The following is a 25,517-nucleotide window of genomic DNA, read 5'->3' on the forward strand; positions in this document are numbered from 1 at the left end:
TTCATGAACCTGCTGCCCATCCTGATTGCCGGCCTCGCCGGCAGTGTGCATTGCGCCGGCATGTGCGGCGGCATCGTCAGCGCGTTCAGCGTTGGCGGTCCGTCCGCCGCGCCGGCGCGTGCTCGCGTGATCCCGATTGCGCGCATGGGCACGGGTGGAACTGCCGCCATGACTTGGGCCGGCGCCAATGCAGGCGCGCTTGGCCACGTGCTGGCCTATAACAGCGGGCGCATTGGCAGCTATATGCTGGCTGGTGCAATTGCAGGCGGCATCGCCGGCAGCATCGCCAGCCTGGCACAAATGGCATCCGCGCAGTTGATCGCCTACTGGATGGCCAACCTGATGCTGGTCGCCATGGGCCTCTACCTGATGGACGCCTGGCGCGGCCTGGCCCGCGTGGAGGCCGTGGGCGGCATCCTGTGGCGCCGCGTGCAACCGATGGTCAAGCCCCTGGTTCCGATGGATACGCCGTTGAAGGCGCTGGCGCTCGGCGGCCTGTGGGGCTGGGTGCCTTGCGGCATGGTGTACAGCATGCTGCTGACAGCCATGCTGACAGGCTCCGCGCTGGATGGCGCCCTGGTGATGGGCGCCTTCGGCCTGGGCACGCTGCCGATGCTGCTGGCGATGGGCATAGCTGGTTCGAAGCTGCGCCAGTACCTGCAAAAACGCTCAGTGCGAGTGGCCTGCGGCCTGCTGGTACTGGGCTTCGGCGTGCTGGGCCTGGCCCGCGCAGCCAGCGGCGGCCAGCACGCATTGTTCGATGTGCTTTGCCTGACGGTGCAGCCATGATGATGAATGAAATTGCGGCCTGCTTCCATTGCGGCCAGCCGGTCGCCGCAAGTGCCAACTGGCATGTGAACATCGAAGGCGTCGAGCGCGCAATGTGTTGCCCTGGCTGCGCGGCTGTTGCGCAGACCATTGTCGATATCGGCCAGGCCAGCTACTACCGCGAGCGCAATGGCTTTGCCGCGCCGGGCGAGGCGGGCGTCGCAGCGGCGCTGGTGCCAGCCGCGCTCGCGCTGCCGGAAGACGATCCGAACATCATCGACGATGGCGATGCGCGCGAAACGACCTTGCTGGTGGAAGGCATCCGCTGTGCCGCCTGCGTGTGGCTGATCGAGCATCGGCTGCGCCAGGTCGAAGGCGTGGAAATGGCCAACCTGAACGTCGCCACGGAAAAGCTGTTCCTTCGCTGGCACAAGGATAAAACTACCGCCGCGGCGCTGCTGGAGGCGGTGCGCAGCATTGGCTACAACGCCTGGCCTTACGATACCAGCCGCCACGACGCGCAGCTGCAGAAAGCCAGCCGCACGCTGGGCCGCCAGCTCTTCGTTGCCGGCCTGTCGATGATGCAGGTGATGATGTACGTGGCGCCGGAATACATGGCCGGTGACGACGGCACGCTGGATGCCGGCATGGCTAGCCTGATGCGCTGGGCCAGCCTGCTCCTGACGCTGCCCGCCATTGCCTACTCTGCCCAGCCTTTCCTGAAAGGCGCCTGGGCCAGCCTGAAGGCGCGCGTGCTGGGCATGGACGTGCCGGTGGCATTAGGCATCATGGCCGCCTTCATCGGTAGTGCCGTATCGACTTTCCGCGGCCACGGCGAGGTGTATTACGACTCGGTCACCATGTTCATTTTCCTGCTGCTGGCCAGCCGCTACCTGGAAATGGTGGCGCGCCGCAAGGCAGCCAGCGCCTTGTCGCGCCTGCGCCATGGCGTACCGGAGATGGCGCAGCGCCTGGCTGCCTGGCCGGACCTGCGCGATGCCACCACCGTGCCCGCCAGCGCACTTGCCGCCGGCGACCATATCATTGTCAAAGGCGGCGAATCCGTGGCAGCCGATTGCGTTGTCGTTGAAGGCAGCACGGCCGTCGATCTGTCGCTGCTGACCGGCGAGAGCGCCCCGCAGCGCAAGACTGTCGGCGATACGATTCCCGGCGGCGCGGTCAACGCAGGCAGCCCGGTCGTACTGCGCGTCGAGAAGCCGGCGCGCGAAAGCACCCTGGCCGGCCTGCTCAAGCTGATCGAGCGCGCCGGCAGCGCCAAGCCGCAAATCGCGCAATGGGCGGACCGTACCGCCTCTTGGTCTGTCGCTGCGCTGCTGCTGTTCGCGGCGGCCAGCTTTGGCTTCTGGACCTGGCATGACGCAGTGCGCGCCTGGCCGGTGGCGATTGCCGTACTGGTGGTGTCCTGCCCATGCGCCTTGTCGCTGGCGACTCCCTCGGCGCTGGCAGCAGCGACAGACCGCCTGTTGGGCAAAGGCGCCCTGGTCGTGCAGCCGCATGTCCTCGAGACTTTGCACCGCACCACACATATCGTATTCGACAAGACCGGCACGCTGACGGAAGGCTGCCCAACCGTGCAAAACATCGACGCGATCGATGGCGCGCGGATCATCGGCATCCTGCGCGTGGCAGCGGCACTCGAAACTGGCAGCGCGCACCCGATTGCACGGGCCATCAGCGCCGCCGCTGAAGCGCATGGCGCTGGCGCGGCTGGCGCCACCGGCCTGCACGAACTGGCGGGGCAGGGCATGGAAGGCATGGTCAATGGTGTTCGCTATCGCCTCGGCACTGCGGCATATGTAGCCGGCATCGCTGGCAGCCCGGTACCGCGATCGGGCCTGGCCGGAACGGCTGGCGCTGCGGGCGCCACGGACAGCTCGCCGATGACCACCGTGTGGCTGGGCATGCAGGGCCGTTGGCTGGGACGTTTCCGCATTTCCGACGCACTTCGGGCGGATGCGCGGCGGACGGTTGAATTCTTCCAGCGGCTCGGCAAGGAGGTCGTGCTGCTAAGCGGCGACCAGCAGTCACTGGCGGAGAGCGTGGCAGGACAGTTGGGCATCACGGAGGCGATCGGCGACTGCCTGCCGGACGAAAAGCTGGCATACGTCCAGGCGCTGCAAGCGCGCGGCGGCGTGGTAGCGATGGTTGGCGACGGCATCAACGACGCCGCCGTGCTGAGCGCGGCCGATGTCTCTTTCGCAATGGGCAGCGGGGCAACGTTGGCACAAGTACATGCCGACTGCGTACTGCTCGACGCCCGCCTGCCGCTGCTGACGGAAACCGCCCGCAGCGCGGACAAGACCATGCGCGTGATTCGCCAGAACCTGGCCTGGGCCACGCTATACAACATTGTTGCCATTCCGGCAGCGGCCTTCGGTGTGCTGAACCCCTGGCTGTCCGGCGTTGGCATGGCGGCCAGCTCCGCCATCGTCGTTCTCAATGCGCTTCGTTTGCGCAGAGGTTAAAAAAATGGAATCACTTTACCTGCTCATCCCCATCAGCGTCGGCCTGGTTTTCGGCGCGCTGTGGTTGTTTTTCAAGGCCTCGGATGACGGCCAGTTCGACGATCTGGTAGGCCCGGCCATCCGCGTTTTGCAGGACAACGACCGGATTTGATCCACGTCATGTTTTTTTGAAGTGCTCCTCGGTAACCTTTGACATATCTCATCAAAGTGTCTGCCTGGAGAATTCAAAGTGGATCAATCACTGGACTACAACTACAAGGTCGTGAAGCAATTCGCGATCGCCACCATACTGTGGGGCGTTGTGGGCATGCTGGTCGGCGTCATCATCGCCGCCCAACTTGCCTGGCCCGCCCTGAACCTGGACATTCCTTGGCTGACCTACGGTCGCCTGCGTCCCCTGCACACCAATGCAGTGATTTTCGCCTTCGGCATCAGCGGCCTGTTCGCCACGTCGTACTACGTGGTGCAACGCACTTGCCAGGTCCGTTTGTTCTCCGACAAGCTGGCAGCTTTCACTTTCTGGGGCTGGCAAGCGGTGATCCTGGCCGCCGTGGTCACCCTGCCAATGGGTTTCACCCGCGGCAAGGAATACGCTGAGCTGGAATGGCCAATCTCGATCCTGATCGCCCTGGTGTGGGTCAGCTACGCGGTGGTCTTCTTCGGCACCATCGTCAAGCGCAAGGTCAAGCACATCTACGTCGCCAACTGGTTCTTCGGCGGCTATATCCTGGCGGTGACCCTGCTGCACGTGGTGAACTCGATGTCGATGCCGGCCTCGCTGTTCAAGTCCTATTCCATGTACACCGGCGTGCAGGACGCGATGATCCAGTGGTGGTACGGCCACAATGCGGTGGGCTTCATCCTGACCGCCGGCTACCTGGGCATGGTGTACTACTTCATTCCAAAGCAGGCCGAGCGTCCCGTGTACTCCTACAAGCTGTCGATCGTGCACTTCTGGGCGCTGATCTTCACCTACATGTGGGCGGGTCCGCACCACCTGCACTACACCGCGCTGCCTGATTGGGCGCAATCGCTGGGCATGGTGTTCTCCCTGATCCTGCTGGCGCCAAGCTGGGGCGGCATGATCAACGGCATGATGACCCTCTCCGGCGCATGGCACAAGCTGCGCACCGACCCGATCCTGAAGCTGATGATCGTGTCCCTGTCCTTCTACGGCATGGCCACCTTCGAAGGCCCGATGATGTCGATCAAGACCGTCAACGCACTGTCGCACTACACCGACTGGGGCATCGCCCACGTTCACGGCGGCGCGCTGGGCTGGGTGGGCTTCATTACCATGGGCTCGATCTACTACCTGATCCCGCGCATGGCCGGCCAGACCAGGATGTACAGCACCAAGCTGATCGACCTGCACTTCTGGGTCGCCACCATCGGCGTCGTCCTGTACATCGCCGCGATGTGGATTGCCGGCGTGATGCAGGGCCTGATGTGGCGCGCAGTCAACGCCGACGGCACCCTGACCTACACCTTCGTGGAAAGCGTCAAGGCCACCTATCCGTACTACGTGGTGCGCTTCCTGGGCGGACTGCTGTACCTGGCCGGCATGTGCATCATGGCCTACAACGCCTGGATGACCCTGAAGGGCCGCGAAACGACGCGTGCACGCATCCCTGAATTGAGCATGGCCGCCTGAGTGGCAACTGATCGGAGTAGAAGATGAAATTTTCCCATGAATGGATTGAGAAGAACCCCTGGCTGCTGATCGCGCTGGTCACGCTGGTGGTATCGGTGGGTGGCGCGGTGGAGATCATCCCGCTGTTCTTCCAGAAGTCGACCACGGAGCCGGTGGCGGGCCTGAAGCCTTATTCCGCGCTGCGCCTGACCGGCCGCGACATCTATGTGCGTGAAGGCTGCTACGTCTGCCACTCGCAGATGGTGCGCCCGTTCCGCGCCGAGACCGAGCGTTACGGCCACTACTCGGTGGCGGGCGAGTTTGTGTATGACCGCCCGTTCCAGTGGGGCTCCAAGCGCACCGGCCCAGACCTGGCACGCGTTGGCGGCCGCTACTCCGACGAGTGGCACCGCACCCACCTGAACAACCCGCGCGACGTGGTGCCGGAATCGAACATGCCTAACTATCCGTGGCTGGCGCAGAACAAGCTGAAGCCGGAAGACGTGGTGCCGAAGATGCGCGCACTGAAGCGCATGGGCGACCCGTACACGGAAGAAGAAATCGCCGCCGCACCGGCCGAACTGGCCAACAAGACGGAAGAGGATGCACTGGTGGCCTACCTGCAAGGCCTGGGCACCCTGATCAAGACGAGGAACTGAAATGGAAAACTTTTTTGGCAATGCGAGCAATGTGATGACGGTGATTTCCTTCCTCACTTTCCTCGGCATCGTATGGTGGGCCCAGCGCGGTAACTGGGAAGAAGCAGCCAAGCTGCCTTTCGCAGACGAGGAGAAGGACCATGGCTGATTTCACCAGCGAATTCTGGAACCTGTACGTCGTCGTCCTGACCGTCATCGGCATCGTCGGCTGCGGCGTGCTGCTGTGGTCCCAGTCGTCCGTCAAGGGTTCGGCCCTGAAGTCGGTGGACGGCAAAGTCGGCACCACCGGCCATATCTGGGACGAGGACCTGACCGAGCTGAATACGCCTATGCCGCGCTGGTGGATGTGGCTGTTCTACCTGACCATCGCCTTCGCCATCGGCTACCTGTGGCTGTATCCGGGCCTGGGCAGCTACAAGGGCTCGCTGGGCTGGACTTCCGCCAAGGAGCACAAGGAAGAACTGGCCAAGGCCGAGAAGGAGTACGGCCCGCTGTTCGACAAATACAAGGGCCAGGACCTGAAAGCCGTAGCGGCAGATCCACAGGCGCACGCCATCGGCGAACGCCTGTTCCTGACCTACTGCGCACAGTGCCACGGTTCCGATGCACGCGGCAACAAGGGCTTCCCGAACCTGGCAGACAAGGACTGGCTGCACGGCGGCGATCCGGACACCATCAAGCTGACCATCATGAAGGGCCGCCACGGCGTGATGCCTCCGATGGGCGCGGCAGTGGGCTCGGAAAAGGACATCGAGAACGTTGCGCAGTATGTCCTGAGCCTGTCGGACAGCACGCACGACCCGATCAAGTCCGTCATGGGCAAGTCGAAGTTCAGCGCCTGCATGGCCTGCCACGGTGCAGGCGGCAAAGGCAACCCGATGCTGGGTGCGCCTAACCTGAGCGACAAGACCTGGCTGTACGGCGGCAGCGCCGAGACCATCATGGAAACCATCCGCAAGGGCCGCAACAACACCATGCCTGCCTTCGAGGACTTCCTCGGCGAAGGCAAAGTGCACGTGCTGGCAGCCTATGTATGGGGCCTGTCGAACCCTCCAGTCACCGCTTCTCGGTAAGAAATGAACGCCCCCGCACCACAAGTCATCAAGATGTACGCCAAGCGCGAGGATATTTTCCCGCGCGAGGTGAAAGGCCATTACCAGAACCTGCGCTGGATCTGCCTGATCCTGACGCAACTGGTCTTCTACGGAGCGCCCTGGCTGCAATGGAATGGCCGGCAGGCCATCCTGTTCGACCTGATGTCGCGCAAGTTCTACATCTTTGGCCTGGTCTTGTGGCCGCAGGACTTCATCTACCTGGCGGCCATGCTGATCGCCTGTGCCTGGGGCCTGTTCCTGGTTACGGCGGTTGCCGGCCGCGTGTGGTGCGGCTTCTCCTGTCCGCAAACGGTCTACACGGAGATGTTCCTGTGGATCGAGCGTAAGTTCGAAGGATCGCGCAGCGCCCAGATGCGCCTGGCGAAAGAGCCGATGTCGTTCAACAAAGCCTGGCGAAAGGGCGGCAAGCATCTCGCGTGGCTGCTGCTGGCCTTGTGGACCGGCTTTACCTTCGTCAGCTATTTCTCGCCGCTGCACAACCTCGCCAAGGAAGCGCAGACGTTCAACTTCGGCCCATGGGAAACCTTCTGGGTGCTGTTCTACAGCCTTGCCACTTACGGCAATGCCGGCTGGCTGCGCGAGCAGGTGTGCAAGTACATGTGCCCTTACGCCCGCTTCCAGAGCGCGATGTTCGACCGCGACACGCTGATCATCACCTACGACGAAAAGCGCGGCGAACCGCGCGGCCCGAAATCGGAAGGCTCCTGCATCGACTGCTCGCTGTGCGTCCAGGTCTGCCCGACCGGCATTGATATCCGTAAAGGCCTGCAGTACGAGTGCATCGGCTGCGCCGCCTGCATCGATGCCTGCGATATCGTGATGGACAAGATCCAGCAGCCGCGCGGCCTGATTCGCTACAGCACCGATCGCGCAATGCAGCTCGGCCTGAGTGCGAAAGAGATCCGCAAGCGCATCATGCGCCCGCGCGTCTTGCTCTATACCGGCGGCCTGCTGCTGTTCATCATCGCCGTATTCACCACCCTGGCCTTGCGCACGCCGCTGAAGATGGACGTGATCCGCGACCGCGGTTCGATGGGCCGCGAAGTGGAAAACGGCATGATCGAAAACGTGTATCGCCTCCAGATCATGAACACCGGCGAACAAGGCCATACCTACCGTATCCGTGCCAGCGGCATCGATACGCTGCAGGTTGCGGTACCGGATACCGTGGAACTGGGCCCGACCGAAACCCGCGCGGTGCCGATCCGCCTGCGCGTTGATCACGGCAAGGGCGAGACTGGATCCAACAAGATTGCGATTGAGCTGACGGCGCTGGATGATCCATCGCTGGCCGTCAAGGAAAAAGCGGTATTCATCGTGCCGCGCTAAGGAGATTGAAATGAATGCTACCGTCGCCCCCGCCGACGCCGCCCCTTGGTATACCCATCGCTGGCCATGGCTGCTGATGCTCGGCCCGGCCGTTGTGGCAGTGGCAGGCATCGCCACCAGCTACGTCGCTTTCACCAGCCAGGATGCGCTGGTGGTGGGCGACTACTACAAACAGGGTAAGGCGATCAACCAGGACTTGCGGCGCGACCGCGCGGCCGCCGCCCTCGGCCTGTCGATCGGCCTGCGCTACGACGCAGCGGAAGGCCTGCTGCACGGCCATGTCGGCAGCAGCAAGCCGCTCGCGGACGAAATACTGTCCGTGCGCCTGCAACACGCCACCCAGCCGAATCGCGACATGGTGCTGATGGCCCGCCCCGATGCCGCCGGCAACTTCAGCGTAGCGCTGCCGATGCTGGAGCGCTCGCGCTGGCAAGTGCTCGTCGAGGGCAAGCAGCGCGACTGGCGCCTGGAAGGCGTCTGGCAATGGCCTGTAGAACGCGAAGTGGCGATCCGCGCCGACGCTGGCACTACGCCCGGCACGGCACGCTAGCCGACCAGGTATTCGCGCGCCAGCGCACGCGCCCGATGCAGGCGGCTCTTGGTAGCCGCCGTCGTCAGGCCGAGTTCCTGCGCAATCTCCGCAATGCTCAATTCTTCAAAGTCGCGCAGCAGCACAATCTGCAGGTAGTCGCGCGGCAGCGATTCCAGCGCCTGCACCAGTTCCGTCCGCAAGCCTGCATCATCCTGCGATGCCAGCCATTGCTCGGCGCGCTCCTCGTCATACTGGTCGTAGTTGAAGGCGCGCCGCCCAAGCCGCCGGCACTCGCGCTGCACGACCTTGAACAGCCAGCCGGAAAACGCCGCCAGCACCTTCAGCGAAGACAGGCGGCGCGACATCACCAGCAGCACCTCCTGCACCGCATCATCCACGTCGCTGATCAGGCAATTGCGCTGCGCATAACGACGGATGTCGGGCTGGCACACCGCCAGCAGCTTGGCCAGGGCCTGCGGATCGCCGCTGTGGGCCGCCTGCAGCACCGGCTGGTGCTGTTCAAGAAGTGCCATTACCGATTCGCCTTATCCAGTTTGCGGCCCACCATGGCGCAGGCAGGGCAGAAGCCAAACAGCCCTGACAGCACGATCCCCGCCGCCGACAGCGCCACGACCGCGCCCCACAGCCCGCCGAGGGCCAGGACTGCCCACGCCACCACTGCCAGGCCAACGATCACGCGCAGGGCGCGTTCCCAGGTTGGGACATTTTTAACATAGAACATTTTGCACTCCTTTTCGCAGTTGGAGGGAAATTCCTCACCTGCTAAGAGGGGTCGATTCCGGATTTGGATTCGCGGTTACAAAAATAAATTACACTAGCCAGCAGCCCCCTCGCCCAAAGGACGTCGATGAAGCCTCTCGGGATCAATGTGAAGGTCGCACTTGCCACCAGCATCACGTCCATCGTGATGATTGCCGTGGTGACCGTATTGCAGGCGCAACGCCTGCGCGAGGACTTCACCAAGGTACTGTTTGCGCAGCAGGATGCCCTGATCACCCGCACCGCCGAAGACCTGGACGACAAGCTGACTACCCTGCTGGACGTCATCGCCCAGTCGGCACGCAAGCAGCCGCGCAGCCTGATGAACGACCCCGCCGGCTTGCGCAACTGGTACGAGGAGCGCGCCATGCTGTCGATGTTCGACGACGTCATCGTGATCGATGCCGCCGGCAGCGTAGTGGCAGATGTTCCCCATATCACCGGACGGGAGAAGGTCTCGGTCGCAGACCGCGAATACTTCAAGAAAGTGCTGGAGACCCGCAAGCCGCTGATTGCGGGACCGATCAAGAGCCGCGTCAGCGGCCAGCCCATTGTACAGATGGTGGCGCCCATCCTGGACGAGCGCGGCAAGGTGGCCGGCGTACTGGCCGGCGTGCTGCGGCTGTACAAGGACAATATGCTGGGCCACCTGCGCACCGCCAAGGTAGGCAAGACCGGCTACTACTTCGCCGTGACGCTCGGCGAGCCGTCAATCTACGTGGTGCATCCCGAAGCCAGCCGCATCCTTCAGCCGCGGGCCCCGAATGCCAATCCGGCTACGACGCGGGCGATGAACGGGGAGTTCGAGGGCACCGTCTTCAGCACCAGTGCCGCCGGGGTGCCCGGCGTAAGCAGCTACCGGCGGCTGAAATCCACCGACTGGCTGCTTGCCTCCATCCTGCCGGTGAATGAAGCCTTTGAGCCTTTCGAAGGCGTTCTGTTACATATGCTGGCATGGGGCGTAGCGGCGTCAGTGGTCGCCGCGCTGCTGATCGGCTGGATCACGCTCTACCTGCTGGCGCCAGTGGCGAGGCTGCGGAATGCGATCCAGGACCTGCGTGCCGCGCCCGGCGCGTTCACCCCAATTCCCGTCACCCGCAAAGATGAAGTTGGCGAACTGACGGAAGCATTCAACAGCCTGATGCAGGAGCGCCAGGCAGCCGAAGCCCACTCGCAGGCCCTGATGGCGGAAGCCGGCCTGCGCGCGGAGGAGCTGGAGCAGGAGCGCGACCGTGCCGAGGCAGCGAATCGCGCCAAGAGCGACTTCGTGGCGAATATGAGCCATGAGATCCGCACACCGATGAACGCCGTGCTGGGGATGGTGTATTTGCTCGGGAATACCTCGCTCAGCGCGCAACAGCGCAAATACCTGAACATGATCCGCACTTCCGGCCAGTCCTTGCTGGGCATCCTGAACGACGTGCTGGACTTTTCCAAGATCGAAGCGCGCCGCATGGAACTGGCGCCGATCGACTTCGACCTGGACGAGGCGATGGCGACCCTGGCCACCACCATGACCATGAACGCCGGCGACAAGGAGCTGGAACTGGCCATCGTGGTGGCGCCGGACGTGCCAACCCTGCTGCATGGCGATGCGCTGCGGCTGCAGCAGATCCTGACCAACCTGGCCAGCAACGCCATCAAGTTCACCGAGCAGGGGGAAGTGGTGGTTTCGGTGAAAACGGCGGTGCGGGTGGCCGACCGCGCACTGCTTTGCTTCGAAGTCCGCGACACCGGCATCGGCATGACGGAACGCCAGACTGCCCAGTTGTTTCATGCCTTTTCGCAGGGCGACGAGAGCATCACGCGCCGCTTTGGCGGCACCGGCCTGGGCCTGGCCATCACGCGCCGCCTGGTGGAGCTGATGGGCGGCCAGGTGCAGCTTCAAACCGCGCCCGGCGATGGCAGCACCTTCTCCTTCGAACTCTGGTTCAGCGTGCTGCCGGAACGCGCCGCAGCGCGACGCCTGCCGACGATCGGGCCGCTGAACGTGCTGGTAGCGGACGATAACAGCACCAGCCGCACCATGATCGCCCAACTGTTGCGCGCCTGGGGTTGGGATGCGGACGAAGTCGATAGTGGCGAGGCAGCCCTGCAGCGCTTCCAGGAACGGCTGTCCGGGCCCCACCCTTATGACGTGGTGCTGACCGACTGGCACATGCCGGGTTCGGACGGCTATGCCTCGGCACGCGAAATCAGGCGGGCAGCCGAGGGCCACCGCCAGCCTATCGTGGTCACCATCAATGCTTTCGCGCGCGCGCAGGTCGACGATATCGCCAGCACCCCGGAAGCGGATGCGGTACTGGTCAAGCCGATCACGGCATCGAGCCTGTTCGACGCCCTGCACCAGGCGCTGGCGGCAACCAGCGGAGCCGAAGATGCTTCTGCGTCGGCTTCCGCACTGGGCAACCGGCTGCGCGGCGCGCATTTCCTCCTGGTGGAGGACAACCTGCTGAACCAGGCCGTGGCACGCGGCATCCTGGAACTTGCCGGCGCAACGCTCGACGTGGCGGGCGACGGCCAGCAGGCGGTCGATATCCTGCGGGCCAGCGCCAGCCGCTATGACATCGTGCTGATGGATATGCAGATGCCGGTGCTGGATGGCTTCAGCGCCACGCGCATGATCCGCGACGAGCTGAAACTGGACCTGCCGGTGATAGCGATGACCGCAGGCGTGCTGGCTTCCGAACGCCATCGCTGCACCGAGGCCGGCATCACCGACTTCATCGCCAAGCCGGTGGTGATCGAGGAGATGATGGCGGTGATAGAGCGCTACCTGCGCAAGCCTGCGGGAAGCGTGCCCGCTGCGAACGATGCCGGCACGGCGCCCTCGGAGCAGGCGCCGTCCGAGCAGGTATTCAGCATGGACAGCCTGATGCGCGTGATGGGCAAGGACCAGAAGGGCCGGGCGGTCATGTTCAAGATGGTGCGCGGCGCGCTGGAAGGCGGCCTGCAGCCCATGGACGATGCGGATGCGGCAGTGCGCGCGGGCCGGCCCGGCGAAGCGGCGCGCATCCTGCACAGCCTGCGCGGCGCGGTCGGCGTGCTGGGGGCAAAGCGGCTAGTGAAGGCCACGCTGGACGCCGAATCGGCAATCCGGGTCGGCAATCCGGACAACCTGCCGGGCATGCTGGCTGCCGTGCGCTACGAGCTGGAGCAGGTGCTGGCGCACGGGCGCCGCTGGCTGGAGCAGGAAGACCGCTAGCTGTCGCGCCGGTTCAGGAAGGCGCCGGCAGCCAGGCCTGCCCCGAAGGCCAGGTACACCATCAGCAGCGACGTATGCGACAGGCGCTCCTCGAATCCTGGCCGCAGCCGGTGCGGCGTCAGCTGGTAATCGGTGAAGCAGGCAACGGCGCTTGCCGCCGCTGCGACAGTGGCGGTGGTTGCCGCCTCCTTCTTGTCGAGTGTCTTGCAGCAGGACTTTTCGAATAGCGCGGCCCAGAACATCGACGCCCCGTGGTGGATCAGGTATCCGACCAGCGTGTGCTTGAGCGTAGGCTTGTCGACGCGCGTCGCCTTGTCACCCCAGAGCCAGTGGCTGACCGCGTTTACTCCTGCAAACATGCTGCCGGCTTCGCGTTTGCCGCAGGTTGCCAGCACCAGCGTCGAGGCAAGGCTGGCCAGTGCGCCGGGCAATACGCTGTGCTTGAGCGCCGTGCTCCAAGTGTCCATGGCGATTCTCCCTTTTCGTGTAATGTCCGAGGACGGGAGGAGGAGCCGATGCGGGTGCTGCTGACCGGCGCTACAGGGTTTATCGGGTCGCGTGTTGCGGCGGCCTTGCTGGCGCGCGGTCATGAGGTCATTGCTGCCGGGCGGCATCCCAGCCGCGACGATCGCATGGGCTTTGTTCCTGCCGACTTCGTCCACGATACCGAAAAAGCTGTGTGGGCGGCGCGCCTCAAGGGCGTGGATGCGGTGGTCAACGCGGTCGGTATTTTTCGTCCGCAAGGCGCAGCTTCTTTGACGGTGGTGCATGATGCGGCGCCGCGCGCGCTGTTCGCCGCCTGCGCGGAGGTGGGCGTACGTTATGTGGTGCAGGTGTCGGCGCTTGGTGCGGATGCCGGCGCGCGTTCGGCCTTCCATGCGAGCAAGAGGGCGGCCGACGATGCACTGGCTGCGTCGCAGCTGGGCGGCTGCATCGTCCAGCCCTCACTGGTCTATGGTGCGGAAGGAGCAAGCGCGCGCATGTTCCGCATGCTGGCCGCCATGCCGCTCGCGGTCCGGCTGGGCAGCGCGCCGCAGCTGGTGCAGCCGGTCCATATCGACGATGTCGTAGCCGCTATCGTTATCCTGGTCGAGCGGGGAGCCGCCGAGCGTCCTGCGACTGGCGCCGGCGTGGGGCGCCTGGCGCTGGTTGGCCCGGAGGCGATGCCATTCGTGGACTATCTGCGGGCGCTGAGGAAAGCGATGGGCCTGGGCCGGTGGCGTTTGCCGGTGCTGCGGTTGCCGGATTGGCTCGCGCGCTGCCTGTCGCGCGTTGCGGGCATGCTTCCAGGGAGTCCACTCGACCAGGAGACGCTGGAGATGCTGGCGCGCGGGAATACCGCTGACGCGGCCCCCCTGGCTGCACTGCTGGGCCGCCAGCCGCGTGCGGTGCGCGACTTTATTTCCCAGCCGGAGGCTACACGCAGCCAGGCGCAACTCGACTGGCTGCTGCCCGTTCTGCGTGTGAGCATCGCCGCTGTGTGGATCTGGACTGCCATCGTATCGGCCGGCCTGTATCCGGTCGCCGACAGTTACACGCTGCTGGTCCGCACCGGCGTGCCGCAAATGCTGGCGCCGCTGATGCTGTACGGCGCGTCCGCGCTCGACCTGGCCTTCGGCGTGGCCACGCTGGCATGGCCACGCCGCAGCCGGCGTTTGCTATGGCTTGCGCAGATCGCCCTGATCGCCTTCTACAGCATCGTCATCGCGTGGCGCCTGCCCGAATTCCTGCTCCACCCCTATGGCCCAATCAGCAAGAACCTGCCCATGCTGGCCGCGCTGTGGATGCTCTACGAAATGGAGAAACCGTCATGGAATACCTGATCGTCAAATGGTTGCACGTCCTCTCTTCAACGCTGCTGTTCGGCACAGGCATCGGCTCCGCGTGGTACCTGCTGTTCGCGGTGATCAGCAAAAATGTGCAGGCAATTGCCGTCGTCACCCGCATCCTGGTGATTGCCGACTGGCTGTTCACCGGCGTTACGATGATCGCCCAGCCGGCGACCGGCTTTTACCTGATCCATCTCGCCGGCTTTCCCATGCACACGCCCTGGATCAAATGGTCCGTCGTGCTGTTCGTGATCGCCTTGCTGTGCTGGCTGCCTGTCGTCTGGCTGCAAATGAAGATGCGCGATGTCGCGGCGGAAGCGATGCAGCAGGCGGCGCCGCTGCCTGCCCAGTTCTGGCGCTACTTCCGCGCCTGGGTCGTGCTTGGCATTCCGGCTTTCTTCGCCTTCATCGCCGTGTTCTACTTGATGGTCGTGAAGCCGGCCTGGGGATAGATGGCCTGGCCGCGCTCCAGCATGGCGACGAATTCGCCAATCCGTTTGGCCCGCGTTTCCGCGCGCTTGGCCTGGTGGGTGCGGAACAGGATCGAATAGCGGTTCTGCGAGCTAAGCTTCGAGAAGTTCGCACGCGCCTTAACGCTGGCATCCAGCGCTGCCTGCAAATCGGCCGGCACTTCCGCCGCGCTCCATGAGTCATATGCTGCTTCCCAGCGGCCGTCCTGCTTGGCGCGCTCGACTTCCGCCAGCCCGGCAGGCTGCATCAGCCCCTTTTCGGCCAGTGCGGCGACCTTGTCGCGGTTCACCTTGGACCAGATGCTGCGCTTGGCGCGCGGCGTGAACTTTTGCAGCCAGTATTGCTCGTCGATGCTCTTCTTCTGACCGTCGATCCAGCCGAAACACAGGGCCGCGTCCAGCGCTTCCGGGTACTGGACCGACGTTTCCGGCGCCTCTTTCTTGGCGATCTTCATCCACACGCCGGGCGAGGAGGAATGCTGCTTTTGCAGCCACGTCCACCATGCTTTTCCTGTGGCAAACAGGCGCTGCTCCAGTTCGACTTTAGTGCTCATAGTTTGACCTTTCGTGCGACTTCGACAAAAGCCTTGGCGGCCGGCGAGGCCTGCGCCAGGTTGCGCAGCGCCAGCCCGACCCGCCGCCGCACTGGCGGCGAGAAGGGGCGCACCGCGATGTTCGGATGGGTGGCCGCCAGGTCGACCGGCAGCGCCAATTCTGCCATGCCTGACACGCCATCGCCGCGCCCCACCATGCCGAGCACGGTCAGCACCTGCGACATGCGGTAACGGACTTGCGGGCACAGGCCCTGTGCGGCAAACAACGGTTCGATCAGGGTCGAACAGCCGGCGTCGGGCATGATGAAAGGTTCGTTCGCCAGGTCGTGCGCGCTGACGGACTTCTTGGCCGCCAGGCGGTGGCCTGCCGGCAGCAGCGCCACCATCTGGTCCTCCACCAGGTCGACGGTGTCGAAACGGTCGTCGGGCTGCTGGATAAAGCCGATGTCGACGCGGCGGTCGAGAATCCATTGCAGGGTGTCGTCGTCCGTGCCTTCGTCGATGCGCACTTCAATGCCGGGATAGCGCTTCTGGAAGACGTCGAGAATGGCCGGGATCAGCTTGAGCGAAGAGGTCGGGCCGAAGGAGCCGATGCGCAGCAAGCCCTTATTCAGGCCGCTGGCGGCCGATACTTCCTGCCGCATCGATTCCGCCAGGCCGAGGATTTCACGGGCGCGCACCAGCAGGCGCTGGCCCAGTTCCGTCACGTCGGCCGTGGCACCCTGGCGCTCGATGAGCTGGGCGCCCAGTTCCTGTTCCAGCGACTTGATGGCATGTGAGATAGCGGACTGGCTCACGCCAAGCCGCATGGCGGCGGCGGTGAAGCCGCGCAATTCCGCCACGAGGGCGAAGATTTCCAGTTGGGTGAAAGTCATGAGGATTTACTCATTTTTCTATGAGTCAGGATTAGTATTAATGTATAACCTCCTTCACTGACACGCAAGGCCCACTGCCATGATCTACCTGAAACTGATCGCCTGCACCCTGATATGGGGCGGCACCTTCATCGCCGGCCATATTGTCTCGAATGCACTGCCGCCGCTGACGGCAGCCTCCATCCGCTTCTCGATTGCCGCCGCGCTGCTGCTGGTGCTGGCCTGGAAGCGGGAAGGCGGCCTGCCGAAACTCTCGATGCAGCAACTGGGGGCGACCGCCGCCTTGGGCCTGACCGGTATCTTCCTGTACAACTTCTGCTTCTTCTCTGCGCTGGGCAAGATGGAAGCCAGCCGCTCGGCGCTCTTTATCGCGATGAATCCGATCGTGACCGCGCTGGCCGCTGCCGCCGTGCTGCGCGAACGCCTGAACTGGCAGAAATGGGCGGGAATCGGCATTGCCTTTGTCGGCGCCACAGTACTGATCACGCGCGGCGAGCCGATGGCGGCCTTGCATGACATCAGCCAGTCGATCGGCGTTGGTGAATTGATGATGCTGGGCGCAGCCTCCTGCTGGGCAGCCTACACGCTGGTCGGCCGCGCCGCACTGAAAGGCCTGTCGCCGATCGCCGCCACCACGTATGCCTCGCTGTGGGGCCTGGGCTTCCTGCTGATCACCGCCTCGCGTGAGTTGCCGAACGTGGCTTGGGCATCGCTGGGCTGGCAGGTGTGGGCGTCGGTTACCTACCTTGGCGCTTTCGGCACCGTGGTGGCTTTCGTGTGGTGGTATGAGGGCGTGAAGGCCCTTGGCCCGGCACGCACGGCGGTGTTCAACAACCTGGTGCCGGTATTCGGTGTATCGCTCGCGGCGTTGATGCTGGGCGAGCAGGTGATGGCTTCGATGATTGCCGGCGGCCTGCTGGTGGCCACCGGCGTGACAATCACAAATCGATAATCAAGCGCTGATCAGGCTTGAAATGCCCATGCCTTCGGCGGCCAGGATCATGGTCATCGCAGCCAGTGAGGCTGAACGAAGGGCCTCATCACGCTGGGCGCGTTCGTCGCCGTCCATCGAACCCTGCGCCATGCGGGTCCAGCTGTCGACAACGGGTTGGATAAGTATGCCTTTATCCACAGCCGGTTTCAGCGCCGCCGCCACCTGGTCCTGCACCTTCAGGGTACCGCTGATGATGAAGGTGACCGGCGCATCCACGACTTTCTGCTGGCCGAAGGACAGTTCGCGCAGCTTTTCCCGCGCTTCCTGCGAGCGCACGGCGATGAACTGCCAGTTCTGCACGTTGTAGGCGGAAGGCGCCAGCGTTGCCAAGCGCGCCAGCTCCGCTACCTGCTCGTCGCTGACCGGCGCCGCCGGGTCGAAGTAGTTGGCCGAGACGCGGGATTCGATCAAGTCCTTGATTGGGTTAGACATTATTTAGCCTCCTGCAGCTTAAGTTGAAGAGTGAGTACGCTGCCCAGCACCACGGCCAGGCCAATCATTGCGGTGCCGCCGAGCTTCTGCCCGAGCAGGAGCCAGCCCAGGACGACGGCGGTTGCAGGGCTCAGCAGGCCGAGCGAGGACACGGCAACCGGCGACAGCTTGCTCAGGCCACGGAACCACAGCAGGTAAGCCACCAGGGCGCCGACGAAAGTCAGGTAGGCATAACCGAGGATCTCGCTGGCAGCCAGCGAGGCAGGCAGCGGCGGATCGGCCAGCAGCGCCAGCGGCGTGAGCATCAGGCCACCGAGCAAGAGCTGCCAACCGGCCAGTTCAACCACCGGCAAGCCGGTTTTCCAACGGCGCGCCAGCCAGGTACCGACAGCCATGCTCAGGGCGCCGGCCAGGGCTGCTGCAACGCCGAGGGCATCCCAGCGGGCGGACGGCGACAGCAGGAGGGCGGCCATGCCGGCCACGCCCACCGCAGCCGCGCCGAGTGCGGCCCATTGCGGGCGGCGTCCATCCCATCCCCAGGCCAAGCCCATAATGACGATTGGCTGGATCGCGCCCAGCACGGCTGCCAGGCCGCCCGGCAGGCGATAGGCGGCGACGAACAACAGGGCCTGGAAGGCGCCGATGTTCAGCGCCGCCAGCACGGCGACGCGCCACCAGAGATGGCGGGCCAGCATGCGGCCGGCGAACAGCACCAACAGCAGGCCGGCCGGCAGGGCGCGCACGGCGGCGGCGGTGAAGGGACGCCCGGCGGGCAAGATTTCGGTGGCAACGATATAGGTCGAACCCCAGATGACGGGGGCCAGCGCGGTGATCGCGGTATCGGCTAGGGGGAATTTTTTCATGGCTGCAAAAGTATCTTGAAATCGAGATAAATCGAAGTATAGCCGAATTTATCTTGAAATCGAGATAAATTGTTATAATCGTCCCGATAGATAACTGGGGACGGCTGTGGATAAAGTGGATTTAATCCTGGAGCAATGGGCACGGGAGATGCCCGCCCTGGACGTGGGACCAATGGGCGTGATCGGGCGCCTGAACCGCTGCGCGGCGCTGATGCGGCGCCGGCTCGACGCGACATTCGAGCAATTTGGGCTCAGTAACTGGGAATTCGACGTGCTGGCGACCCTGCGCCGGTCTGGCGCACCTCACCAACTGGCGCCGACCGCGCTATTTTCGCAACTCATGGTGACGTCCGGGACGATGACGCACCGCCTGCAAAGGCTGGAGGCGCAGGGCTGGGTGACGCGCGCGCCGAATCCAGCCGACGCACGCAGCCTGCTGGTCCAGCTCAGCCCCGCAGGGCTGGAGCTGATCGAGCGCGCCGTGGCGGCGCACGTGGAAAATGAGAAGAACATCATGGCCCCGTTCGGGGCCGATGGCTCAGCCGCGCTTGACGCGCAGCTGCGCAAGCTGCTCGCTATGCTGGAGTCTTGAAGGCGCCGACCTGGGCGCCGATACGCGCGCCCATGGCCTCGCCCAAGGCCTGCAAGCCACTCAGCGGGCGCACCATCACCTCGAATTCGACGATCTTGCCGGCGTCGTTGAAGCGAATGAAGTCGATGCCCTTGAGCTGTTTGTCACCGACGTTGGCGCTGAATTCCAGCACCACGCTCAGGCCATCGCCGGTCGCCAGCTGGCGGTGATAGGCGAAGTTCTCGAACACCTGGTAAGCCGTGTTCAGCACCAGCACCACCGCCTCCCGGCTGGCGTAAGGCTTGTTTGCAATCGGCGAGCGAAACACCGCATCCGCATCGACGATGGAGGGCAGGGTGGACAAATCACCGCCGGCGATCATCTTGTGCCAGCGTTCGAGCGATTCCGCAACGGCCGGTTGCAGCAGCATGGGCTTACTCCTTAAATGGCGGCAGCCAGTCGGGTGCCTTGGTTGATGGCGCGTTTCGCATCCAGTTCGGCGGCCACGTCGGCGCCGCCGATCAGGTGTACCTTGCAGCCCGCGTCGAGCAGGCCTTGCTGCAGTTCGCGCAGCGGCTCCTGGCCGGCGCAAACAATCACATTATCCACCGGCAGCACGTGCTGCTGGCCTTCGACGGTAACGTGCAGGCCTGCATCGTCGATGCGGTCATAGCTGACGCCCGACTGCATGTTCACGCGCTTGGCTTTCAAGCCGGTGCGGTGGATCCAGCCTGTGGTCTTGCCCAGGCCGTCGCCAACCTTGCTGGTCTTGCGCTGCAGCAGGTGAACCTTGCGCGGCGAAGCTTCCACTTCCGGCGCGCGCAGGCCGCCACGATCCTTGTAGCCATTGTCGATGCCCCACTCGGCGTAGAACTTCTCCGGCACCAGACTGGCGCTCTTGCCTTCGTGGGTCAGGTATTCGGACACGTCGAAGCCGATGCCGCCCGCGCCGATCACCGCCACGTTCTTGCCGACCGAGGCGCCATCGCGCAGCACTTGCAGGTAGCCCAGGGCCTTCGGATGGTCGATGCCGTCGATGGCCGGGGTGCGCGGGGTGACGCCGGTTGCCAGCACCACATCATCGAAGCCGCCCGCAGCCAGTCCGGCCACGTCGACACGGGTATTCAGGTGCAGCTTGACGCCGGTCAGCTCGATCTGGCGGCCGAAGAAGCGCAGGGTTTCGTTGAATTCTTCCTTGCCCGGCACCTTTTTCGCCACGTTGAACTGGCCGCCGATTTCGCTGCCGGCGTCGAACAGGGTCACGTCATGGCCGCGAGAGGCTGCGGTGGTGGCGAAGCTCAGGCCCGCTGGGCCGGCGCCGACCACGGCGATGCGCCTGGTTTGCTGCGCAGGAGCGATTACCAGCTCGGTTTCGTGGCAGGCGCGCGGATTCACCAGGCAGGAAGTGATCTTGCCGGAGAAGGTGTGGTCCAGGCAGGCCTGGTTGCAGCCGATGCAGGTGTTGATTTCGTCGCCACGATCTTCGCGCGCTTTCTGCATGAAGAAGGCGTCGGCCAGGAATGGGCGCGCCATCGACACCATGTTCGCCGCGCCATCGGCCAGGATGCCCTCGGCCACTTCCGGCGTGTTAATACGGTTGGTGGCGACCAGCGGGATGCCGACCTTGCCCATCAGGTTCTTCGTGACCCAGGCGAAACCGGCGCGCGGCACCTTGGTGGCGATGGTCGGAATGCGCGCTTCATGCCAGCCGATGCCGGTGTTGAGGATGGTGGCGCCGGCCTGTTCGACCGCCTGGGCCAGCTGCACCACTTCGTCCAGGGTGGAACCGCCTTCCACGAGGTCCAGCATGGACAGGCGGTAGATGATGATGAAGTCCTTGCCCACGCGCTCGCGCACGCGGCGAACGATTTCGACCGGGAAGCGCATGCGGTTTTCGTAGCTGCCGCCCCATTCGTCGGTACGCTGGTTGGTGCGGGCGGCGATGAATTCGTTGATCAGGTAGCCCTCGGAACCCATGATTTCGACGCCGTCGTAGCCGGCTTCGCGCGCCAGCACGGCGCATTGGGCGTAGTCCTCGATGGTCGCCGCCACTTCTTCGGTGGAGAGTTCGTGCGGGGTGAACTGGTTGATCGGCGCCTTGATCGCGCTCGGGCCCACCAGTTTCGGATGGTAGGCGTAACGGCCGAAGTGCAGGATCTGCATGGCGATCTTGCCACCTTCCGCGTGCACGGCGGCGGTCACCTTGCGGTGCTGCGCCACTTCCTCGGTGGTGGTCAGCTTGGCGCCGGCCTTCCACGGACGTCCCGCCTCGTTCGGGGCAATGCCGCCGGTCACGATCAGGCCCACTTCGCCGCGTGCGCGCTCGGCGTAGAAGGCGGCCATGCGTTCAAAGCCATCGACTTCCTCTTCCAGGCCGACGTGCATGGAACCCATGATCACGCGGTTTTTCAGGGTGGTGAAGCCCAGGTCGAGCGGGGCGAGCAGGTGTGGGTAGCGGTTCATTGGCGTCCTCATTTATGCAACTGGTTGCATAAATATAGCCCGGTTACCGCGTCTATGCAACTAGTTGCAAAGACAATGTGGCTTGTCCGCCTCGCGCTGCTGAGGCAAGATGGTGGCATCTTTTTCATTGTTTCCTGCCATGTCTTTGCCTCACGCGCTGTTGACCTCCCTGTCCGAGCGAGCCGGTTCCGGCTCGGAACTGGCCCGGCGCTTTGATAAATCGATCGGATTCTTCTGGGCTGCCACCCACCAGCAGATTTACCGCGAACTGGCACGCCTGGAGCAAGCCGGCTGGATCGAGTCCCTGCCCGCCGAAACGGGCCGGGGACGCAAGCGCGCCTATCGCGTACTGCCGGCCGGGACTGCCGAGCTGCGGCGCTGGGTTGCCGAGGCCGAAGATCCCCGCCCCCAGCGCGACGCCCTGATGGTGCGCATCCGCGCCGAGGCGGCGATCGGTCCGGCAGGGCTGGCGGACGAAATGCGGCGCCACCTGGCGTTGCACGAAGCGAAACTGGCCCTCTACAAGAGTTTCGAGCAGCGGGACTTCGCCAGTGAATCCGACTCGCGCGAACGAAAGCTGCAATACGTGCTGCTGAAGGGCGGTATCGCGCAGGAGGAGCTGGCCATCAATATGGCGCGCGAGGCCTTGCGTATCCTGGAAAGCTGACCTGGATCATTTCGCCGGGGAGGCAGGACGTCTACCATCCGGGCATGGATACCGACTACAAAGACCTCACTCAGGACATATCGGCCAACCTGGCGCAGCTACGCAAGACCCCGCCGGAAGTAATGAAAGGCTTCAGCGACATGGGCAAGGCTGCCATGGCGGGCGGTGCGCTTGATCCCAAGACCAAGGAGCTGATCGCGTTGGCGGTTGGCGTTGCCGCGCGCTGCGACGGCTGCATCGGATTCCACACCAAGGCTTTGGCCCGCTTGGGCGCTACCGTCCAGGAGGTTCACGAAGCACTGGGCGTGGCGATCTATATGGGCGGCGGCCCGGTGGCCATGTATGCGGCAAATGCCGTAGCGGCCTACCAGGAGTTTTCGGAACTACAAAAAGTGTAGGCAGTGTTATGCTCCAGTCAAGGGATTGCCTGGAGATGAAATGCGTCGTCGCGCCGTGCTGGGTTTTGCGCTGTCTGGCCTGCTGCCGGCCTGGGTAGCTGCGCAAGCTTTTCCGGTGATGAACGTCTCCACCCTGGTGGGTGACGACCCTGCCGCCACCATTTCCGAACTGGTGCTGCGCGAAGCCTACCGGCGCATTGGCCGCACGCTGGTCGTGCACCAGTTGCCCGGCGAGCGCTCGCTGGTATACGCCAATGACGGCAAGATGGATGGCGAGCTTTATCGCAAGCTCGGCCTGGACCGCGACTATCCCAACCTCGTCATCGTTCCCGTCCCCCTGCTCACCTTCGAGCTGGTGATCTTTTCGCGCGGTACTTCATTCGTGGTCAACGGGTGGGAGAGCCTGCGCCCCTATACGCTGGGCTTTGTGCGCGGGAACAAGATCGCGCAGGAGAACACCAGGGGCATGAAGGTTGAGCAGGTGCCGACCATGCACCAGGCTTTCGAAAAGCTGATGATGGGGCGCACGGACCTGGTGCTGGGTCATCGCGCGTCGGGCATGGCCGTGGTGCGAAGCCAGAAGCTGGAAGGCATTACCGTGCTGGAGCCGCCGCTGTCTTCCTTTCCGGTCTATCACTACGTGAACAGGAAGCACGAGGCGCTGGTGCCGGAGCTGACGCGCGTGCTGAGGCAAATGCAGGCCGATCGGACCATCGAGCGCATCCAGAAGTCCATACCGGGCAGCTGAGCAGTAATACCACTCGGCGAGTAGCCGAATGCTGGTATTCATCGTTTAACAGAATGTCTCATTTGAGACATCTCCCTTTTCATTCTCAAACAGCCATTTTTTGAGCCCTCGCAGGGCACATGCATTTTTGCAACTGGTCTTATATTGGCAGCACTAATTAAAACCACTTGACTACCAATTGTCCCAATCCCATCCTAGCCCGACAACCACAACCGAAGGAGGGGGAGCATGGAACAAAGGGTTTCAAGAAGTTTTCTGGTCGCCGGTTTGACGAGCAGCCTGCTGGCAGCTTGCGGTGGCGGTAGCGACACCGGCCAGGCCTCACAACAGCCGCGCACACTCGCAACGTCCACCGTGGCGGAAACGTGTCCGGCGTGGAGCAGCAGCGCGGTCTACACTGCGGGCATGTGCGTGACCTACAACGGCACGGTGTACAAAGCCAAGTGGTGGACGCAAAACAATGTGCCGGGTGCAGAACAGTACGGGCCTTGGGAAGCGCAGGCGACTACGCCAACGCCTACTCCAACCCCGACACCAACGCCGGATTGTCCTGCGTGGAGCGCCAGCGCGGTCTATACCGGTGGCATGTGCGTCACCTATAACGGCTCGGTCTACAAGGCGAAATGGTGGACGCAGAATAATGTGCCGGGCACCGATCCGAACGGGCCTTGGGAGTTCCAGTCGACCACGCCGACTCCGACTCCGACTCCGACGCCAACCCCAACGCCTACGCCTACCCCGACACCTACTCCAACGCCGACGCCGACACCAACGCCAACTCCGACACCGACACCGACACCTACGCCGACTCCAACCGGCCGCGAGATCGGTTCCTACTTCGCCCAGTGGGGCGTGTACGGCCGCGATTACGAAGTAGCGGACATCCACACCACGAAGACGCCGGTCAATGGCGTGCAGACCAGCGTGGCCGACCAGCTCACCTTCATCAACTACGCCTTCGGCAATGTGTATCAGAAGAACGGCGGCTACGAGTGCGATATGGTGACGAAGGCCGAAGTGGGCAACGACAACCCAACTTCGCCGGATGCCGGCACCGGCGGCGATTCCTATGCCGACTACCAGCGCCAGCCGAAACGCACCGTCAACGGCCAGTCCGTGCCGTGGGACGCACCGCTTTCCGGCAACTTCCTGCAGCTGAAACTGCTCAAGCAGCAGCACCCGAACCTGAAAGTCTTCATCTCGCTGGGCGGATGGTCATGGTCGAAGTTCTTCTCGGCCGCAGCCAAGACCGACGCACTGCGCAAGCAGCTCGCCAAGTCCTGCGTGAAGATGTTCATCGCCGGCGACCTGCCGATCCAGGATGGGCGCGGTGGACCGGGCGCGGCCAAGGGCGTGTTCGACGGCATCGACATCGACTGGGAATACCCGGGCGGCGGCGGCCAGCCGTACAACACCTACGACGCGGTCAACGACAAGCATAACTTCACGCTGCTGATGGCGGAATTCCGAGCGCAGCTTGACGCGCAGGGCGCCACCGACGGCAAACGCTATGCGCTGACCGCAGCGATTGGCGCCGGCGTCGACAAGATCGCCAACACCGAACCTGGCCAATACGCACAGTACATGGACTGGGTGAACGTGATGACCTACGACTTCCACGGCGCGTGGGAATCGAGCACCAACTTCCATTCTCCGCTGTACCACGACCCGGCCGATCCGGCGACCGGCAACCTGGCCAAGTACAACGCCAACGATGCCCTCGCCACGCTGACCGCAGCCGGTATGCCGAAGAACAAGATCCTGCTCGGGATTCCGTTCTATGGGCGCGGCTGGAAGGGCGTCACGGCAGGGCCGAATGCCAATGGCCTGTACCAGGCTGCCAGCGGTGGTGCTGGCGGCACCTACGAGGGCGGCATCGATGACTACAAGGTCTTGCGCAACAAGACCGGCCAGCGCTGGTACCACCCGGTGACCAAGCAGTTGTACCTGTACACCAGCACCGGCGAATGGTGGAGCTATGACGATCCAACCGTGATCGGCACCAAGATGCAATACGTCCGCGACCAGGGTCTGCGCGGGGCCTTCTCGTGGGAGCTGGACGGCGATGCGAGCGGTGCGCTGACCAGCGAAGTCTGGAAGGGACGTTAATCGTCCATCCCTTGCCGGCGGTGCGCCCAGCGCCGCC

General features: G+C 63.9%; 27 protein-coding genes. 18 read left to right on the plus strand and 9 right to left on the minus strand.

From position 1 onward, the window contains the following. The first annotated feature begins 3 nt into the window (after positions 1 to 3). The 9 genes from ACN9MW_RS01285 to ACN9MW_RS01325 all read left to right on the plus strand — a co-directional run bounded on the left by ACN9MW_RS01285 (position 4) and on the right by ACN9MW_RS01325 (position 8,540). Entirely contained in the window at positions 4 to 789 is a 786-nt protein-coding gene (locus ACN9MW_RS01285; RefSeq protein WP_426166813.1) for a sulfite exporter TauE/SafE family protein, read from the plus strand. Next, positions 786 to 3,254 carry a heavy metal translocating P-type ATPase gene (locus ACN9MW_RS01290; protein ID WP_426166815.1) on the plus strand — a complete coding sequence of 823 codons (2,469 nt, stop codon included), beginning with the start codon at positions 786 to 788 and terminating at the stop codon, positions 3,252 to 3,254. The genes ACN9MW_RS01285 and ACN9MW_RS01290 overlap by 4 nt, the downstream gene beginning before the upstream one ends. 4 nt (positions 3,255 to 3,258) lie before the next feature. Then, positions 3,259 to 3,405, plus strand: a complete 147-nt coding sequence (ccoS, locus tag ACN9MW_RS01295; RefSeq protein WP_426166817.1) for a cbb3-type cytochrome oxidase assembly protein CcoS — start codon at positions 3,259 to 3,261, stop codon at positions 3,403 to 3,405. A gap of 78 nt (positions 3,406 to 3,483) precedes the next feature. Continuing rightward, complete coding sequence (ccoN, locus tag ACN9MW_RS01300) at positions 3,484 to 4,908, plus strand: cytochrome-c oxidase, cbb3-type subunit I (RefSeq protein ID WP_426166819.1); 1,425 nt, start codon at positions 3,484 to 3,486, stop codon at positions 4,906 to 4,908. Between the two features lie 23 nt (positions 4,909 to 4,931). Continuing rightward, positions 4,932 to 5,546, plus strand: a complete 615-nt coding sequence (gene ccoO / locus ACN9MW_RS01305; protein WP_426166821.1) for a cytochrome-c oxidase, cbb3-type subunit II — start codon at positions 4,932 to 4,934, stop codon at positions 5,544 to 5,546. Between the two features lies 1 nt (position 5,547). After that, positions 5,548 to 5,694 (plus strand): cbb3-type cytochrome oxidase subunit 3, encoded by a 147-nt coding sequence (locus ACN9MW_RS01310; protein ID WP_426166823.1) that lies wholly within the window; start codon positions 5,548 to 5,550, stop codon positions 5,692 to 5,694. Beyond that, positions 5,687 to 6,619, plus strand: a complete 933-nt coding sequence (gene ccoP, locus ACN9MW_RS01315) for a cytochrome-c oxidase, cbb3-type subunit III (protein WP_426166825.1) — start codon at positions 5,687 to 5,689, stop codon at positions 6,617 to 6,619. Before ACN9MW_RS01310 ends, ccoP begins: the two co-directional genes overlap by 8 nt. A 3-nt stretch (positions 6,620 to 6,622) precedes the next feature. Then, positions 6,623 to 7,990 (plus strand): cytochrome c oxidase accessory protein CcoG, encoded by a 1,368-nt coding sequence (gene ccoG / locus ACN9MW_RS01320; protein WP_426166827.1) that lies wholly within the window; start codon positions 6,623 to 6,625, stop codon positions 7,988 to 7,990. Between the two features lie 10 nt (positions 7,991 to 8,000). Continuing rightward, positions 8,001 to 8,540, plus strand: a complete 540-nt coding sequence (locus tag ACN9MW_RS01325; protein ID WP_426166829.1) for a FixH family protein — start codon at positions 8,001 to 8,003, stop codon at positions 8,538 to 8,540. On the opposite strand, the gene ACN9MW_RS01330 is transcribed toward ACN9MW_RS01325, so the two are convergent. Together ACN9MW_RS01330 and ACN9MW_RS01335 are read right to left on the minus strand one after the other, a co-directional pair. After that, entirely contained in the window at positions 8,537 to 9,055 is a 519-nt protein-coding gene (locus ACN9MW_RS01330; RefSeq protein ID WP_426166831.1) for an RNA polymerase sigma factor, read from the minus strand. The two genes, ACN9MW_RS01325 and ACN9MW_RS01330, sit on opposite strands and share 4 nt — an antisense overlap. Continuing rightward, positions 9,055 to 9,264 carry a YgaP family membrane protein gene (locus ACN9MW_RS01335; protein ID WP_426166833.1) on the minus strand — a complete coding sequence of 70 codons (210 nt, stop codon included), beginning with the start codon at positions 9,262 to 9,264 and terminating at the stop codon, positions 9,055 to 9,057. Before ACN9MW_RS01335 ends, ACN9MW_RS01330 begins: the two co-directional genes overlap by 1 nt. 126 nt (positions 9,265 to 9,390) lie before the next feature. Between ACN9MW_RS01335 and ACN9MW_RS01340 the strand changes: the two genes are divergently transcribed. Further along, positions 9,391 to 12,507: a response regulator gene (locus tag ACN9MW_RS01340; RefSeq protein ID WP_426166835.1), complete on the plus strand. Its 3,117-nt coding sequence runs from the start codon at positions 9,391 to 9,393 to the stop codon at positions 12,505 to 12,507. Here the strand turns inward: ACN9MW_RS01340 and ACN9MW_RS01345 are convergent. Further along, complete coding sequence (locus ACN9MW_RS01345; protein ID WP_426166837.1) at positions 12,504 to 12,974, minus strand: hypothetical protein; 471 nt, start codon at positions 12,972 to 12,974, stop codon at positions 12,504 to 12,506. The two genes, ACN9MW_RS01340 and ACN9MW_RS01345, sit on opposite strands and share 4 nt — an antisense overlap. Before the next feature lie 48 nt (positions 12,975 to 13,022). Here ACN9MW_RS01345 and ACN9MW_RS01350 point away from each other — a divergent pair, with 48 nt between their 5' ends. Continuing rightward, the gene (locus tag ACN9MW_RS01350) at positions 13,023 to 14,330 is read left to right on the plus strand and encodes an SDR family oxidoreductase (protein ID WP_426166839.1); all 1,308 of its coding nucleotides are present in this window, start codon (positions 13,023 to 13,025) and stop codon (positions 14,328 to 14,330) included. Then, positions 14,318 to 14,788, plus strand: coding sequence for a DUF2269 family protein (locus tag ACN9MW_RS01355; protein WP_426166841.1), 471 nt, complete (start codon positions 14,318 to 14,320; stop codon positions 14,786 to 14,788). The genes ACN9MW_RS01350 and ACN9MW_RS01355 overlap by 13 nt, the downstream gene beginning before the upstream one ends. Here ACN9MW_RS01355 and ACN9MW_RS01360 read toward each other — a convergent pair. Then, the gene (locus tag ACN9MW_RS01360) at positions 14,755 to 15,360 is read right to left on the minus strand and encodes a YdeI/OmpD-associated family protein (protein ID WP_426166843.1); all 606 of its coding nucleotides are present in this window, start codon (positions 15,358 to 15,360) and stop codon (positions 14,755 to 14,757) included. The two genes, ACN9MW_RS01355 and ACN9MW_RS01360, sit on opposite strands and share 34 nt — an antisense overlap. Next, positions 15,357 to 16,235 (minus strand): LysR family transcriptional regulator, encoded by an 879-nt coding sequence (locus ACN9MW_RS01365; protein WP_426166845.1) that lies wholly within the window; start codon positions 16,233 to 16,235, stop codon positions 15,357 to 15,359. Before ACN9MW_RS01365 ends, ACN9MW_RS01360 begins: the two co-directional genes overlap by 4 nt. A gap of 79 nt (positions 16,236 to 16,314) precedes the next feature. Here ACN9MW_RS01365 and ACN9MW_RS01370 point away from each other — a divergent pair, with 79 nt between their 5' ends. After that, positions 16,315 to 17,187 carry a DMT family transporter gene (locus tag ACN9MW_RS01370; protein ID WP_426166847.1) on the plus strand — a complete coding sequence of 291 codons (873 nt, stop codon included), beginning with the start codon at positions 16,315 to 16,317 and terminating at the stop codon, positions 17,185 to 17,187. Here the strand turns inward: ACN9MW_RS01370 and ACN9MW_RS01375 are convergent, their stop codons facing one another. Together ACN9MW_RS01375 and ACN9MW_RS01380 are read right to left on the minus strand one after the other, a co-directional pair. Continuing rightward, complete coding sequence (locus ACN9MW_RS01375; protein ID WP_426166849.1) at positions 17,188 to 17,661, minus strand: nitroreductase family protein; 474 nt, start codon at positions 17,659 to 17,661, stop codon at positions 17,188 to 17,190. Next, positions 17,661 to 18,524, minus strand: coding sequence for an EamA family transporter (locus ACN9MW_RS01380; protein ID WP_426166851.1), 864 nt, complete (start codon positions 18,522 to 18,524; stop codon positions 17,661 to 17,663). Before ACN9MW_RS01380 ends, ACN9MW_RS01375 begins: the two co-directional genes overlap by 1 nt. 148 nt (positions 18,525 to 18,672) lie before the next feature. Between ACN9MW_RS01380 and ACN9MW_RS01385 the strand changes: the two genes are divergently transcribed. Next, entirely contained in the window at positions 18,673 to 19,116 is a 444-nt protein-coding gene (locus ACN9MW_RS01385) for a MarR family winged helix-turn-helix transcriptional regulator (protein WP_426172356.1), read from the plus strand. Here the strand turns inward: ACN9MW_RS01385 and ACN9MW_RS01390 are convergent. Next, positions 19,100 to 19,525 carry a nuclear transport factor 2 family protein gene (locus ACN9MW_RS01390; RefSeq protein ID WP_426166853.1) on the minus strand — a complete coding sequence of 142 codons (426 nt, stop codon included), beginning with the start codon at positions 19,523 to 19,525 and terminating at the stop codon, positions 19,100 to 19,102. The genes ACN9MW_RS01385 and ACN9MW_RS01390 overlap by 17 nt on opposite strands. Positions 19,526 to 19,536: 11 nt before the next feature. Further along, complete coding sequence (locus ACN9MW_RS01395; protein ID WP_426166855.1) at positions 19,537 to 21,558, minus strand: FAD-dependent oxidoreductase; 2,022 nt, start codon at positions 21,556 to 21,558, stop codon at positions 19,537 to 19,539. A gap of 139 nt (positions 21,559 to 21,697) precedes the next feature. Here ACN9MW_RS01395 and ACN9MW_RS01400 point away from each other — a divergent pair, with 139 nt between their 5' ends. From ACN9MW_RS01400 to ACN9MW_RS01415, 4 genes are all read left to right on the plus strand, one after another. After that, a complete protein-coding gene (locus ACN9MW_RS01400; RefSeq protein ID WP_426166857.1) occupies positions 21,698 to 22,225 on the plus strand; it encodes a PadR family transcriptional regulator in 528 nt (175 codons plus the stop codon). A 44-nt stretch (positions 22,226 to 22,269) separates the two neighbouring features. Then, positions 22,270 to 22,623, plus strand: coding sequence for a carboxymuconolactone decarboxylase family protein (locus ACN9MW_RS01405; protein ID WP_426166859.1), 354 nt, complete (start codon positions 22,270 to 22,272; stop codon positions 22,621 to 22,623). 40 nt (positions 22,624 to 22,663) lie between these two features. Further along, on the plus strand, positions 22,664 to 23,371 hold the full coding sequence (locus tag ACN9MW_RS01410; protein ID WP_426166861.1) for a substrate-binding periplasmic protein: 708 nt from the start codon (positions 22,664 to 22,666) through the stop codon (positions 23,369 to 23,371). Positions 23,372 to 23,599: 228 nt separating this feature from the next. Then, the gene (locus tag ACN9MW_RS01415; protein ID WP_426166863.1) at positions 23,600 to 25,480 is read left to right on the plus strand and encodes a glycosyl hydrolase family 18 protein; all 1,881 of its coding nucleotides are present in this window, start codon (positions 23,600 to 23,602) and stop codon (positions 25,478 to 25,480) included. Positions 25,481 to 25,517 lie beyond the last annotated feature (37 nt).

Source organism: Pseudoduganella sp. R-34 (assembly GCF_049904655.1).
Classification (GTDB): domain Bacteria; phylum Pseudomonadota; class Gammaproteobacteria; order Burkholderiales; family Burkholderiaceae_D; genus Rugamonas.